Raw genomic sequence first — 14,514 nt, forward strand, 5'->3', positions numbered from 1 at the left:
TTCTTGTCTTATTTTTTAGTTGCGGTAGAATCTGTTTTTGCTCCTGAAGCGGCTGCCGCCGGTGCTGCTGCATTCTTTTTAAATGCATTCATCACATACATGGCCACTCTCCATCGGTCTCCTGCGTTCAGCTGTCCTGCATAAGAACCCATTGCGTTTCTACCGTTCGTAATTACATAATGAACAGATCCTACAGTAATTTCTCTGTCTGCATAATTAGGTACTCCCGAAAATGCTCCACTCTGTACGATTGGACCTTGTCCGTCTCCTCCTACACCATGACAAGCAGAACATGTATGGTCAAAAAGGATTTTTCCTCTTTCAAGATCTTTTGCTGCATTGGCAGGATTGAGAGGGGAAGTGGTAAGTGTCTTTGAAGCATCATACCCGGCATTATACTCATCTACATTTTTAGGAAGTTTCCCTTCTTCAAAAATACCGTCTTTATTTTGAGGAACTGTACCTTCTACCGGTGTAAGTCCTGTTGCTCCATCATTTTTTACGAAAGCGGGGATTTCATTTTCATGATCAGAATAAGCATCCTGAGCTTTCATCAATGGGTCATAGGCTACCGGGAAATACATATCCGGGAAATATACCAGAGGTGTATTCTCTTTCGGACCGCAGGAATTAAGTAAAACTGTTGTTAAACCTAAAATCGCTGTAATTTTTAATACATTCTTTTTCATCTTAAGCATCTTTAACAGTTATTTCTTCTACTCCGGTTTCTATCAGCAGCTGCTTTACAGAATCTACGTCATCCGTTACGAATTCCATCATGAATTTATCATCGGTAGTCCTTGGATCAGGATTCTGCGCAGGCGCTCCCGGATACATTTTGTTTCTTACCAAAAAGGTAAGCGACATCATGTGGGCGGCACAGAATACCATTAATTCAAACATAGGAACCACGAATGCAGGCATGTTGTGTGCCCAGTCGAACGCCGGTTTACCACCGATGTTCTGAGGCCAGTCATGGTTCATGGTATACCATGTAAGGGTGGCACCAATCGTAACTCCGTAAAGAGCGTAGAGGAATGCAGCATCAGAAATTCTTGTTTTCTTCAGCCCCAAAGCCTTATCCAGCCCGTGAACCGGGAACGGAGTATATACTTCGTTAATTTTAATTCCTTTATCGTTGAATGCTCTAACGCCGTTCATTAAATCGTCGTCGTCAGCATAAAGTCCGTATACAATTTTAGTGGTGCTCATCTCCTTCTTTTGCTTTATAAGTTTCACCTGAGATTTTCAGAATCGATTTTAATTCAGCCTGTGCAATTACAGGGAATGTTCTTGCGTACAATAAGAATAATACAGAGAAGAATCCGATTGTTCCCAAATATACACCCACGTCAATGATTGTTGGCTTAAACATCGTCCAAGAACTTGGTAAATAGTCTCTGGAAAGGTTGATAACGATGATATCAAAACGCTCAAACCACATCCCGATGTTAATGATCAGGGCAACAATGAAAGTCCAGATAATGTTCGTTCTCAGTTTTTTGAACCAGAATGAAGCCGGAATAACAAGGTTACAGATGATCAATGACCAGAAAGCCCACCAGTATGGTCCTACAGCAGCTCCCGGAGAAAGGTATGTGAAATCCTCAAATCTGGATCCGGAATACCATCCGATGAAATATTCAGTAGCATAAGCTACGGTTACCATACCACCGGTAAGGATGATTACGATGTTCATAATTTCGATATGATACATAGTAATGTATTCTTCAAGATGACATACTTTTCTTGCTACAAGCAGCAGGGTCTGTACCATTGCAAATCCTGAGAAGATTGCACCCGCAACGAAGTACGGAGGATAAATGGTAGAGTGCCATCCTTTAATTACCGATGTGGCGAAGTCAAAGGATACCGTGGTGTGTACCGAGAATACAAGCGGTGTTGCAAGACCGGCCAGTACCAAAGATAATTCTTCAAATCTCTGCCAGTGCTTCGCTTTACCTCCCCACCCGAAAGCAAGGAATGTGTAGATCTTTCTTGTCCAAGGTGTCTTTGCTCTGTCACGGATCATGGCAAAGTCAGGGATAAGTCCCATAAACCAGAATACCGTAGATACTGAGAAATATGTAGAGATCGCAAATACGTCCCAAAGTAGAGGAGAGTTGAAGTTCCCCCAAAGAGAACCGAACTGGTTTGGAAGAGGGAATACCCAATATCCTACCCAAACTCTACCCATGTGGATTACCGGGAAGATTGCTGCCTGTACTACCGCGAAGATGGTCATTGCTTCCGCAGAACGGTTTACAGACATTCTCCAACGTTGTCTAAATAATAATAATACTGCTGAGATTAAGGTTCCGGCGTGACCGATACCTACCCACCAAACGAAGTTAGTGATGTCCCATCCCCAGTTAATCGTCCTGTTAAGTCCCCATGCTCCAATACCTGTTCCGATAGTGTAAGCGATACAGCCGAATCCGTAGATGAATAGAACCAAGGCAGCGTATAATGAGATCCACCATAGTTTACCTGCTCTTTCTTCGATAGGTCGTGCAATATCTTCCGTGATATCGTGATAAGTTTTGTGACCAATAATCAGAGGTTCCCTTATCGGAGCTTCGTAATGTCCTGACATTTTTTACCTATTTATTATTTAAACTTTATTTTTCTACTCTGTTTCTTACTTTAGTATGATAGAACACGTTTGGCTTGGTTCCGATCTCTTCAAGTAAATAATATCTTCTGTTGTCAGCATATAGCTTTCTCACTTCAGATGCTTTGTCGTTCATGTCCCCGAACTGTATAGAACCGGTAGTACATGCTTTTGAACAAGCAGTCTGGAACTCTCCGTCTTTTACTACTCTTCCTTCTTTTTTGGCTTCAAGGATGGTAGTCTGTGTCATTTGGATACACAGAGAGCATTTCTCCATAACCCCTCTTGTTCTTACAACTACGTCAGGATTAAGTACCATTCTTCCAAGGTCGTTGTTCATATTGAAGTCGAACTTGTCATTCAGGTTATAGGTAAACCAGTTGAAACGTCTTACTTTATAAGGACAGTTGTTCGCACAATATCTTGTACCGATACATCTGTTGTATGCCATATGGTTCTGACCCTGCTGCCCGTGAGATGTTGCCGCTACCGGACAAACCGTTTCACATGGTGCGTGGTTACAGTGCTGACACATTACCGGCTGGAAGATTACGTCAGGATTTTCTGCAGGATGGTTAAGGGCACCGCCCTCTCCGTTGAATGCTGTTCCATACAGTTCAGGCACCGCCATTCCTTCCTTAAGACCTTCATATACCTCTACCTTCTGTTTGGCAGAATAATAACGGTCAATTCTTAACCAGTACATATCCCTGGACATTCTTACTTCATCCTTACCTACAACCGGAACGTTGTTTTCTGCCTGACAAGCGATCACACAAGCTCCACATCCCGTACAGGAGTTCAGGTCGATAGACATATTGAAGTGAGGCCCGTCTGTATCATCAAAAGCATCCCAAAGGTCAATTTTTCTCGCCGGAAGGGCTCCGCTGATGGTATGGTATTCCAAAGGCTTGTTCCAACCGTGGTGCTCATCGTCAAAAGCTACGTTTAAGAAATCTGCTAAAGGAACTTCCTTAGCAATTTCATAACGTCCCATTAGGGTGTTTTGAAGCTGAATACCCGCAAACGGGTGCATTTCGCCTGTTTTTTCGATTTTGATATTGGATACGGCGAGGTTGGAACCGTCAAACAAAGGATAAGCATTAACACCGGTATCTGCAGTAGCACCAGAGTTTTTCTTACCGTAACCTAAGGCAAGCCCTACAGACCCTTCTGCCTGTCCTGGCTGAATAAATACAGGAACATCTTTTACCGTTACTCCGTTCACTGTAACGTTCACGATGGACCCGTCCAGCTGCATTCTTGCGTTAAGGTTATTTTCGATGCCTAATCTTTCCGCATCTTTAGGAGATATTGTCAGGTAATTATCCCATGACATTCTGGTCAACGGATCCGGTAACTCTTGAAGCCAAGGGTTATTGGCCTGTGTTCCGTCTCCCATTGCCGTTTTGGTATACAATACCAATTCCAGGTCAGACGCTTTGAAGCCTCCTAATTCGGCTAATGCCTGAGCGGCATTTCCACCGGAATAAGATAAAGTCGTTGTGTTGGATGTAGTATTGAATCCGTTATATAATGCTTTATTGAAAGAAGTGCCTCCTAACAGAGCAGTGGCATTTGCTTTCAGGTAATCGTAATAGTTGTTTATTTTGCAGCATTATTCTGTCCGTTCTTCCAAACCAACAGGGATTCTTCAATCTGTCTTGATTTGTAGATCTTCTGGATGGTAGGCTGCATTAAAGTATACATTCCTGTCTGAGGCTCGATATCTCCCCATGATTCCAGCCAGTTGGCTACAGGAATGACAGCTTTCGCTGCTTTGTACATTTCGTTTTTCTTATCAGCAATGGCAACTACATAAGGAACTTTAGATAAGGATTTCTTGAAATCCTCACCTTTGTGGTAAGAGTAAATAGGATCTACATTGTTGGCGATCAATACGCCTACCTGTCCAGCATTTACCCATCCCAGGAATTCCTGGAATCTTGCTTTATCAAATTCCTTAAGGAAATTAGCCTTTCCTGTGAATGCTACAGAACCTAGTTTCTGGTTGATCAGATGAGCTAACACCTGAGCACCTTTGGATCCGTCTGCAAACACCACAGCTTTGCTGCCTTTAGCCTGAAGTTCTTTAGCAATTTCTGACGCCGTTTTTTGTCAGAAGTTCCGCCGCCTACGATGGCATTGTAAACTTCAACCAATGTTTTATTAACTGCACTTGGCTTTAATCTGTATCTTGAGTCTGCATTGGCTCCTGTTAAAGACATATTGGATTCAACCTGGATATGTCTCAGCATGTTTGCTCCCGGCTTTCTTGCTGCTGCGTAAGAGGACTCAAGGCTTGACGCATTGTAGTCTCCTAAGAAGTCTGCCTGGAAACCTACCACCAATTCAGTTCCCCTAAGATCGTATACTGGTAATGCTCTGGTCCCGAAAACTTCCTGAGCTGCATCTAAAGCGGCAGCATATGGGAATGCATCGTAGGTTACCAGTTCCGCGGTAGGGTATTTTGACTTGAATTCAGCAAATAACTTTTTGAAAGTAGGCGAAGGCAAAGAGTGTGATAAAAGCACAATCTTTTTCCCTGCCGTATTTGCTTCTGCAAGACCTTTAAGGATAAAAGCATCTACTTTGTCAAAAGTTTCATCCTTCCCGTCAAGCTTAGGTTGTTTTACTTTATCGTTGTCATATAAAGAAAGAACGCTTGCCTGAGCTCTTGCATTGGTTTTACCCAAATCTCCAGCAGCAGTATTAGGCTCGATCTTAATAGGTCTTCCTTCTCTGGTTTTTACCAAAACGCTGGCAAAATCAAAACCGTCGAAATATGTTGAAGCGTAATAATTAGGAATCCCCGGGATGATGTCATGCGGTTTTACCACATAAGGAATCGTTTTGATTACCGGAGCTTCACACGCAGCAAGGGTTACCGCTGCAGTAGAGAAACCTAATAGTTTTAAAAAGTCTCTTCTTGAAGTACTAGATCCGTTCTTTTCAGCATCTCCGAGAAAATCTTCTACCGGAATTTCTTCCTGGAACTCTTTTTGAGCCAGCTTATTGTTTAAAGCCGGGTCTTTAAGTTCATGAATACTTCTAAATTGTATTTTGTTTGAAGCCATTTATACTTCTAATTTTTAGTTATTAATAATGACATTTACCACATTCAATACCTCCAATTGCATCTACAGTAATCTTACCACCGTCTTTAGGGTATTGTTTTTTCAGTTTTTCGTGTAGATTCTTGAAGTACTCTTTATTATAACCGTTGTTCATATCAACTTCAGTAGTTCTGTGGCACTCAATACACCATCCCATCGTAAAGTCATTGGCCATCTGAACAACATTCATGGTATCTATTTTACCGTGACAAGCTTTACATACCACATCAATTTTGTTATTAGGGTTCTTTTTGTTGAAAGAATTGATGATTGCCTGTTCACCGGCTACTACGTGCTGTGCATGGTTAAAGTATACGAAATCCGGCATGTTGTGGATTCTGGTCCATTCAACCGGCTGTGTCTTACCGGTATACTGCTGTTTCTGAGCATCCCAGCCCGTCGCTGCGTAAATCTTCTGGATCTCCCCGTCATAGAATGCCTTATCTTTTCCTGGCTCCATGTAGTGATCTGCATTGTATTCGGAAATCGTTCTGTGACAGTTCATACAAACGTTCATCGATGGGATTTCAGATACTTTACCGTACTTGGCACTGGAGTGACATAGCTGACAGTCGATTTTCTGTTCTCCTGCGTGAATCTTGTGCGAGAAGTAGATTGGTTGTTCAGGTTTGTAGCCTTTGTAAACCCCGATCCACATCAGCCAGTTCCATACGCCATAAGCAGCAAGGATGGCTAATATCGCCAGTAAAGCCTTACCTACATAATGATACTTTTCATAGATTTCACGGAAAGAGCGAACCCTGGTCTCATTAAGTCCGGATAATTCTTCAGACTGACCCAGTTTTACTAATTGTCTTAGTTTTAACAAGATCCAGACTAGAAGTCCTGCAATCGCTAAAAGTGAAATGATTACTATATTGGTAGTAGTAGAGCTTTGTGGGGCTGCATTGGCCGTTCCGGCAGCAGCTGTGTCTTTGGCAGCATCGGTTGTTGCCGGCTCCGGTGCTGGAGGATTAGTTGTATACGCTAAAATGTCGTCTATGTCCTTGTCTGAAAGATTAGGAAAGACCTGCATTTCAGTCTTGTTGTACTTCTCAAAAATCTCATTGGCATACTTGTCTCCGGAAGCTCTGAGCTCTTTGTTGTTTTTGATCCACTTGTGAAGCCAATCTTTGTCTACACCACCTTCTGTCTTCACTCGTTCTACAACCCCTTTAAGAGGTGGTCCTACAACTTGTTTATCCAGCGCGTGACATGCCGTACAATTCGCTTTGAAAAGTTTCTCGCCGTTTTTAGGATCGCCGTCTTGCCCGTAAATTGAAGCACTGGTTGATAACAATAGTCCTATTGCAATCAACGTTTTTTTATAATGCTTTCTCCAACTAATCATTTAAATTATCTTATGTTAGTAAATATTGAACATTCAATCAATTCCGCAAAAATAATATATTTAACAGGAATTTAACGGCATAAGGAAATGGTAAAATATCATTTCACTTTAATTTGTATTGATTCTAAATAACTCTATTTAGCGTAGTTTTTTAAATTTGTCTAAATTTGCGGAAACAAGTTTAAATGAGAAATTTGATCAAAATATTTTCAGTATTATCGATGCTTGCATTTTATACTATTGATGCACAACAGATTGTAAAACGAGATACATTGTCCGGTACTGAACTTGTCATGACTATGGATTCTAAAGTGAATGCAGCATTGGAAAGCCTGGAGGAAAAATGCTCTAGGACTTCCGGAAGCAGCTCTGTAAGAGACATTAACGATGACAGCGCCTTCACAAAACCAACTAAGATTTATGTCCCGAACCGGGAGCTTACCAATGCAGAAATCTGCAGGAAGAACCCTAGAATTTTAGGATATAAAATACAGATCACAACCGTGAAGAGCAATGACGAAGCCAATGAGGTAAAGGCTTATTTCAGAAAAAGGTTTCCCAATCTGAAAGTAGAAACCGATGCTTCCCTGAGGCCAAATTACAAAATTCTTGCAGGAAGCTATTTTACCAAGCAGAGCGCAGCCGGTGACCTTGCTAAAATAAGGGAGTATTTCAAGTCGGCAGCTGCAGTGCAGTACAGGATTTTCTGTGCAGAAGCCAAATAAACGGTTTAATTTAAGAAGATATATGAGCGGCTGGCCATTGGCCAGCCGTTTCTTTATGCATAATACAGATCCAAAAACCAGAAAAATTCAGACATCCGGTAGATATTATTGCAGGCCAGATATACCAGAAGAAGCGCAATTACCAACATAAAGGATGATAAGCAGGCCGGTGATTTCCTGTAGCTGTACAGCAGCCATCCCAACAAAAGAGGATACACAAAGACAAAGTGCCCTCCATAAATATATCCTGTATGCAGGCCGAACTTTAAAAAGCAATGGATTGAAATATCAAAAAGGAAGGAAATCATCAGCACCTGAACCATTCTGTTGCCGAAATTTTTAAAATAGCTCCAGAAAACCAGCAGCAATAAAGCCGTTATGAAAATGTAGGGTATCCAGGATGAATAGACATCCATAATCAATCCCTTGAATTCAAATCCTTTCATATTGTGTTTATCACGAATGATAAAATTCGAAAACAGGATATTCCCTCCAAAAAAATATGACATGACCATATCCCAGAGCGGCGTTGAATGGACGTTAGAAAACTTCTCATACTGCTCGCTGGTTTTATTGAAGATATTATGGTAATTGAAGTTGATCCTGTTCAGGTATAACAGGACAAAACATATGCAGGTAACGGCAATTCTTAAGGTCGCATTGCCTAGTTTCTTCCAGCTTCTATATAATCCCTTCTCGAACGGGACCGGGATAAAAACCTTTACGATATTGGTGATGGTTATTCCGCCTATAGCAATGCCTGAAGCAGCCATGGCAAAAACAGAAATCTTTTTTTCATTCTTTAACTGTTTTGCTGAATAATGGTTGTATAAAGTCAGTAAAAACAACGTATAGGTAAAGTTTTCAGGAGTAAATGAAAGGATCATGGTCGTTGAAAATAACCCGAAAAATAAAGCCAGCAAGATACTCATAGTTAGAGGCAGGCTGATGATATTCTTAAGGTATTTAAACACCTGAAGGACACTAAGTGAGACTGCAATATTACTGAACCAGGCTAATACCAACCGGAAAATGGCATCTGTTTTTCCGTCAGATACCCACAAGGCTATAATTCTCATCCAGTTAAAGAAATAATAAGACAGGGGATGCCTTTCAAAACTTCCTCCGGTCATTACAATAGAACGGTTGTCAAAACTGAAATAAGCATCCCAAGGGATTCTGTCATCAAAAATGATTCTGTAATTGAGGGCAATATAAGTTCCCAGGTAACCATATGATAACAGGAAGAACAGGAATATAAGAAGCTCACTACCTGATGAAGGGAATGTCAGCTTTATAAAATCAACGAATTTTGTTTTGAATTTTGACACCTCTGAAAATTTATGCAAAAATAGAATAAAAACCGGTCTGGATTGTTGCATCTCTATCATCTTGAACAGGTTTTTACTAAATCTCTGGATATTGATCGATGCTTTTTCTGAAAAAGAGCAATTATCGCTTAAATGTAGATATCGAAATGCAGAATGTGAGTAAGAAAAATTTACTGACATCAGTACTGATAGGAATGAATTGACATGGATTGTTCTAATACAAATCTATGAATCGATTTATAGAAAGTCAGATTCATATTATAGTTAATTGAGACGCCGCTGTAAAATTCATTGCAGTAAAAGAAAAAGTCCACCTAAATTGGTGGACTTATATGATCTATAATGTTTTATAACTATTCTTTAATTAGCTTTTCTGCAGATGATGTTCCGTCTGCAAATTCAACCTGCAGCATATAGGTTCCTTTTGGAAGGGAAGAGACATCTACTTTCTGTGCAGTTGAACTCAGTACTGTTCTTCCTGAAATATCAAGCACCGAAGAAGATTTGATCTTCTTATCTGTTTTGATATTTACCTCTCCTTTAGCAGGATTAGGATAGATGCTTAGGGATTTTGATTTTGAGCTTGCTTCGTTTGTTCCAAGGGTTCCAGAAGCCGTGATTTTCACATCATCAACCATTAACATATATTTATCGGCAGATGCATATTGAATACCGATTCTAACGGTTTGTCCTGCGTAGGCATCAAGGCTGCGCGTTATTTGTTGCCAGTTCGCATAAGTAGCAGTTGAAAGAGCAGGTGATGAGATGATCGTAAAGTTCGCTGAAGAGGTCGGCGTTCCATTACCAACATAAACTCCGATTCTGTAGCTTTCATTATAAGAAGGTGAAAGAGCCTTTACCCAAAGAGTGAGTACATTAGAACTGGTTCCCAACGTTACAGGAGGGGAGATTAACCAGTCATTATTTGCCGTAACACTTCCTGCCGGTACTCCCGCCCAGGACACAGCGCATTTTTGTCCACTATGTGGCGTGAAATCCCTTACTTCTTCATCAACACCTGGGGTAGCAGTAAGATTATTGGTAGCATTACTGGCTGAAAGATTAAAAATCTGAAAAGCCATAGGATCTCCGGCATTAGCCCAGTTTGGACTCCAGCTAGTAGATCCATTAATTACCGGTCCACCACCGGTATAAGTATTCAAGCCATCAAGATCTAAAGTCAGCCAATTTCCAAAACCGGTAATGGCAAAATTAGTGTAAGTTTCAAATCCCTCATTGAGCAATGTTGTTTGGGCATGAGCAGCTATTCCTGATAGCAATACGCTTAAAGATAGTAGAAGTTTTTTCATAATAAAAATTTTGGTTAAATTTAATAATAAAACTTCATTTATAGTAATAAAATCACAAGAAATGTCATGAGTATTACGAACTACAAGATAGCATAGAACATCCGGAAACTCCATCATACCCGGAAGGCCTTTTCACACATAGCTCAGGATACAGCTTTTGATAAGGGTTTTCTAAAGCGTTTATTAATTTTTTCAGCAGATCTGTCTTACCCAGATCGATCTCTTCTATGCATTCATAAAGAAGATAATTCCTTAAAACAAATTTTGGATTGGTAGCTTTCATGATGTCAACAGATTCCTGTCGTGAAATGATGTTTTTGGAAAGCCTTTCCTGATACACTCCCAAAAAGTGATTGAGCTTAGAGCTTTTTTCGTCATCGAGCATAGCATAAGAAACAGATTCAAAAGCTTCTTTTGGTAAACTTTCTCCAGTTTTTGCCTTTTCAAGTTGGCTGAAAAACAGGGTATAGTCCAGCTGTAGTTCATGCATAAGCCCCTGCCAGTTGGTGAAAAATTCATCATCGCCTTCTATCAATGTATCAAAACCGAACTTCCTGCACAGCATACGGTCATGCGATGCCCAGAAGTAATCGCCATAGCCATTCAGGGTATCCTCCAAAAACTTTTCATCATTGATCAGCGGGAACAGCGCATTGGCCAGTTGCCATAAGTTCCATTGAGCAATCTGCCCCTGTTGACCGAAAGCATATCTTCTTCCCGGAAGGTCGGTTGTATTAGGGGTAAAATTGAGATCATATTCATCCAGCATGGAGTATGGACCATAATCGATAGTAAGCCCCAGGACGGACATATTATCGGTATTCATGACGCCGTGTACAAAGCCTACCCGAAGCCATTCCACCATAAGGTCAGCAGTACGTTCAGAGATTCTTTTAAAGAAGTCTTTGTATTTTTCAGTGCCTTCGGACGTAATTTCAGGAAAGTAATTGTTAATCGTGAAATCTGCAAGCTGCTGCAACAATGTGTATTCCCTCTGGGCAGACAGCAGTTCAAAATGCCCGAAACGAAGGAAGCTCTCTGCGGTACGGACTACAACAGCGCCTTTTTCTTTTTGAGGATTTCCATTGTACATCATGTCACGTACCACGTCTTCACCTGTGAAAGCCAGGCTTAAGGCTCTTGTTGTGGGAACATTCAGGTGGTACATCGCTTCACTCATAAGGTATTCCCGTACTGATGATCGGAGGACGGCCCTTCCGTCTGCATGCCGTGAGTAAGGAGTGGCGCCGGCACCTTTCCACTGAAGCTCTGTTTTCTTTCCATCCGCACTGGTGATTTCTCCGGCAAAGATTGCTCTGCCATCTCCCAGTTGTCCAGCCCAGTTTCCAAATTGATGTCCGGCATAGGCCGTGGCATAAGTCTGTATATTTTCCGGAAGTTTTGTCCCGGCCAGGAAATTGAGGTCTTTGTCTTCAAATTTTCCCAAGCCTATTTCCCCGGAAAGCTGATGATTAAAAATAATCAGTTCCGGGTTTTCAAAACCTGCCGGGGGAATTGTTGCAAACAAAACTTTAGGGGTATTTCTCTGCACGGGATTCCCTGAAAAATCTCCCGGGAATTTTTTTATGAAAGGTTGTTGTATCAGATCTGTATTCATACCTCAAATATATTAATAATCAAAGACCTTTCATATGACTGAAAGGTCTTTGATATGTATGTGTGATATTTTATTTGTTAAAGTCTACGTCTTCTCCTTTGTTAAGATTTTCATTCACGTTTTCCTCTTTTTTGTCTGAAGAAGATTTGGATGGTTCAACAGGTTTAGGATTTTTAATTTCATCCAGGGTCTGAAGTCCTCCGTCGTCTCCGTATCCGGAACGCAGGCCTTTCAGGTCGGAACATCCGTCCTTCCATTCTGATGGTTTCACAAATTTGTCATCCGGGGAAACTTTCAGGCTTTTGTCTGCCCATACTTTTTTCATGTAGATGGCCCAGATCGGTAAAGCCATTTTGGCTCCCTGTCCTTCTCCTGTTCCCAGGAAGTGGGTGGCACGATCTTCCCAGCCTACCCATGTTCCGGTAGCAAGCTTCGGAACAATTCCCATGAACCAACCGTCTGAGTTGTTCTGGGTAGTTCCCGTTTTACCGGCAATTTCTATGCTTTTAGAGATTCCTTTCCTTCCTAATTCTCCGGAAGCCGTACCATACTGTGCTACACCTTTCATCAGTTCAATCATGGTATAAGCATACAGAGGGTTCATAACTTCTTTCGGCTCAACATTTACCTCTTTTATGATCCTTCCGTTTGCATCTTCAATCCTCCAGATCATTTCCGGTTTATTGTAATTTCCATAATTGGCAAATGTACTGTAGGCTCCAAGCATTTCGTAAATGGTAATATCTGAAGAACCCAATGCCATCGGTAGACTTGTGGAAATATCCTCTGTTACCCCAAGATCTCTTGCTGTTTGGATCACACTTTGTGTACCGGCCATTTCAGCAAGCCTTAGTGCTACAGGGTTCTGGGAATGAGCGAGTGCATCTTTCAGCGTAATCATGCCACCTCTTCCAGGAACATGATAGGTGCCTTTGTTGAAGCTGGCATTAGAAACTACCGAACAAGGAGTCATTCCTAATTTCATAATTGCAGTGGCGTAAACGAAAGGTTTGAAGGTTGAACCTACCTGTCTTTTACCCTGCTTGATGTGGTCATATTGGAAATGCTGCCAGTCGATACCACCTACCCAGGCTTTGATCTCACCGGTTGCAGGAACCATAGACATAAGTCCTGCCTGTGCAATCTGCTTATGATAACGGATAGAGTCCCAAGGTGACATTTCCACCTCTTCCTCACCGTTCCAGGTAAAGCGTGATGTTTTGATAGGTTTATGGAATTCCATCATGATAGAATCTTCAGAAACACCGGCAGCTTTGAGCTGCTTATAACGACCCGTTCTTTTCATGGCCTGAACCATGATATCATTGATCTGTTTGCTGCTGATGTAATAGAACGGACGGGTCTTACGGCCTCTCTGTTCTGCATCGAACCTTTTCTGCAAGTCTGTTAAATGTTCCTTGATCGATTCTTCCGCATACTTCTGCATTTTGGAGTCAAGGGTAACATAAATTTTAAGCCCGTCTTTGTATAGATTGAGTTTCTTCCCGTTTGCCTTTTCATACTCCTTAAGATACTCGTCGATTTCCTTTTTAAGATAAAACTTGTAGTATGCGGAATAGTCATCGCTGATGTTTTTAATCGGGTGGTAATCCAGGGAGATAGGTGTTTCTATCGCCTTATTATAAGTTTCCTGATCGATATATCCCGTTTTCAGCATTTGTTCCAGCACTACATTCCTCCTTTCCTTGGCTCTTTCCGGATTCCTCATCGGATTGTTTTTCACCGGGTTTTCCAGCATGGCCACAAACATGGCTGCCTCTGGTAAGGTAAGCTGGCTGGTCGTCTTGTTAAAGTAAATCTTCGACGCCATTTCGATGCCGTTAGCATTATACAGGAAGTCAAACTTGTTAAAATATAAAGTAACGATTTCCTCTTTGGTGTATCTTTTCTCAAGGCTTACGGCAACTACCCATTCCTTAAGCTTCTGGAAGCCTCTTTGCAGCTTGTTCTGGGATGCAGTACCGGTAAAAAGCAACTTGGCCAGCTGTTGGGTAATCGTAGATCCACCACCTCTTCCTCCGCCGTATACTACAGCTCTGGCAACGGACTGAAGGTCTATCCCGGAGTGTTCTTTAAACCGTTCATCCTCTTTGGCCTGAAGGGCGTATATAAGATAGGGAGGAAGGTCTTTATACGCAATGGGCTGCGTTTTTTCTTTTTCAAATTTACCCAGAAGTACGCCGTCTGCAGAATAGATTTCAGAGGCCACATAAATATCAGGGTTTTCAAGTTCTTTTACATCAGGCATTTCGCCAAGGAATCCTTGCGAAACTGCGAAAAAAAGCCCTGAAATCCCTAAGACAACCACAATAAGCCCGACCCAGATTAGCCTTGCCCATTTTTTCCATGAGGTGTCTTTTTTCTTTTTGGGAGGAAGCGGGAATGTTTTTCCTCTGCTTCCCGTATTTTGCTTGTTTTCTTCCATGTA

General features: G+C 41.5%; 9 protein-coding genes and 1 pseudogene. 1 reads left to right on the forward strand and 9 read right to left on the reverse strand.

All coding sequences use genetic code 11. The annotated features are described in order from the left end of the window. Window positions 1-8 precede the first annotated feature (8 nt). The 5 genes and pseudogenes from QE404_RS17190 to QE404_RS17210 all read right to left on the reverse strand — a co-directional run bounded on the left by QE404_RS17190 (window position 9) and on the right by QE404_RS17210 (window position 7,081). Complete coding sequence (locus QE404_RS17190; RefSeq protein ID WP_307452566.1) at window positions 9-698, reverse strand: c-type cytochrome; 690 nt, start codon at window positions 696-698, stop codon at window positions 9-11. Next, window positions 691-1,212 (reverse strand): DUF3341 domain-containing protein, encoded by a 522-nt coding sequence (locus QE404_RS17195; RefSeq protein WP_307452568.1) that lies wholly within the window; start codon window positions 1,210-1,212, stop codon window positions 691-693. Before QE404_RS17195 ends, QE404_RS17190 begins: the two co-directional genes overlap by 8 nt. After that, window positions 1,199-2,596: an NrfD/PsrC family molybdoenzyme membrane anchor subunit gene (gene nrfD, locus QE404_RS17200; RefSeq protein WP_100076274.1), complete on the reverse strand. Its 1,398-nt coding sequence runs from the start codon at window positions 2,594-2,596 to the stop codon at window positions 1,199-1,201. Before nrfD ends, QE404_RS17195 begins: the two co-directional genes overlap by 14 nt. 25 nt (window positions 2,597-2,621) lie before the next feature. Further along, window positions 2,622-5,691, reverse strand: a pseudogene (locus tag QE404_RS17205) (TAT-variant-translocated molybdopterin oxidoreductase). 22 nt (window positions 5,692-5,713) lie between these two features. Continuing rightward, window positions 5,714-7,081 carry a c-type cytochrome gene (locus QE404_RS17210; RefSeq protein WP_307452571.1) on the reverse strand — a complete coding sequence of 456 codons (1,368 nt, stop codon included), beginning with the start codon at window positions 7,079-7,081 and terminating at the stop codon, window positions 5,714-5,716. 185 nt (window positions 7,082-7,266) lie between these two features. On the opposite strand from QE404_RS17210, the gene QE404_RS17215 reads away from it, so the two are divergent. Then, window positions 7,267-7,806, forward strand: a complete 540-nt coding sequence (locus QE404_RS17215; RefSeq protein ID WP_307452573.1) for an SPOR domain-containing protein — start codon at window positions 7,267-7,269, stop codon at window positions 7,804-7,806. Between the two features lie 53 nt (window positions 7,807-7,859). Here QE404_RS17215 and QE404_RS17220 read toward each other — a convergent pair whose 3' ends face one another. From QE404_RS17220 to QE404_RS17235, 4 genes are all read right to left on the reverse strand, one after another. Then, a complete protein-coding gene (locus QE404_RS17220) occupies window positions 7,860-9,137 on the reverse strand; it encodes a DUF6080 domain-containing protein (RefSeq protein ID WP_307452575.1) in 1,278 nt (425 codons plus the stop codon). Between the two features lie 353 nt (window positions 9,138-9,490). Next, window positions 9,491-10,447 (reverse strand): T9SS-dependent choice-of-anchor J family protein, encoded by a 957-nt coding sequence (locus QE404_RS17225; RefSeq protein ID WP_307452576.1) that lies wholly within the window; start codon window positions 10,445-10,447, stop codon window positions 9,491-9,493. A gap of 73 nt (window positions 10,448-10,520) precedes the next feature. Then, entirely contained in the window at window positions 10,521-12,065 is a 1,545-nt protein-coding gene (locus QE404_RS17230) for a protein adenylyltransferase SelO (RefSeq protein ID WP_307452578.1), read from the reverse strand. A 70-nt stretch (window positions 12,066-12,135) separates the two neighbouring features. Then, a complete protein-coding gene (locus QE404_RS17235; protein WP_307452579.1) occupies window positions 12,136-14,511 on the reverse strand; it encodes a penicillin-binding protein 1A in 2,376 nt (791 codons plus the stop codon). Between the last annotated feature and the right edge of the window lie 3 nt (window positions 14,512-14,514).

Origin of the sequence: Chryseobacterium camelliae (assembly GCF_030818575.1) — a bacterium.
In the GTDB taxonomy this organism is placed as follows: Bacteria; Bacteroidota; Bacteroidia; order Flavobacteriales; family Weeksellaceae; genus Chryseobacterium; species Chryseobacterium camelliae_A.

Bases quoted from the DNA above. Each gene is read 5' to 3' on its own strand.
- QE404_RS17190 (WP_307452566.1), bottom strand. From the start codon at position 698: ATGCTTAAGATGAAAAAGAATGTATTAAAAATTACAGCGATTTTAGGT.
- QE404_RS17195 (WP_307452568.1), bottom strand. From the start codon at position 1,212: ATGAGCACCACTAAAATTGTATACGGACTTTATGCTGACGACGACGAT.
- nrfD (WP_100076274.1), bottom strand. From the start codon at position 2,596: ATGTCAGGACATTACGAAGCTCCGATAAGGGAACCTCTGATTATTGGT.
- QE404_RS17210 (WP_307452571.1), bottom strand. From the start codon at position 7,081: ATGATTAGTTGGAGAAAGCATTATAAAAAAACGTTGATTGCAATAGGA.
- QE404_RS17215 (WP_307452573.1), top strand. From the start codon at position 7,267: ATGAGAAATTTGATCAAAATATTTTCAGTATTATCGATGCTTGCATTT.
- QE404_RS17225 (WP_307452576.1), bottom strand. From the start codon at position 10,447: ATGAAAAAACTTCTACTATCTTTAAGCGTATTGCTATCAGGAATAGCT.
- QE404_RS17230 (WP_307452578.1), bottom strand. From the start codon at position 12,065: ATGAATACAGATCTGATACAACAACCTTTCATAAAAAAATTCCCGGGA.
- QE404_RS17235 (WP_307452579.1), bottom strand. From the start codon at position 14,511: ATGGAAGAAAACAAGCAAAATACGGGAAGCAGAGGAAAAACATTCCCG.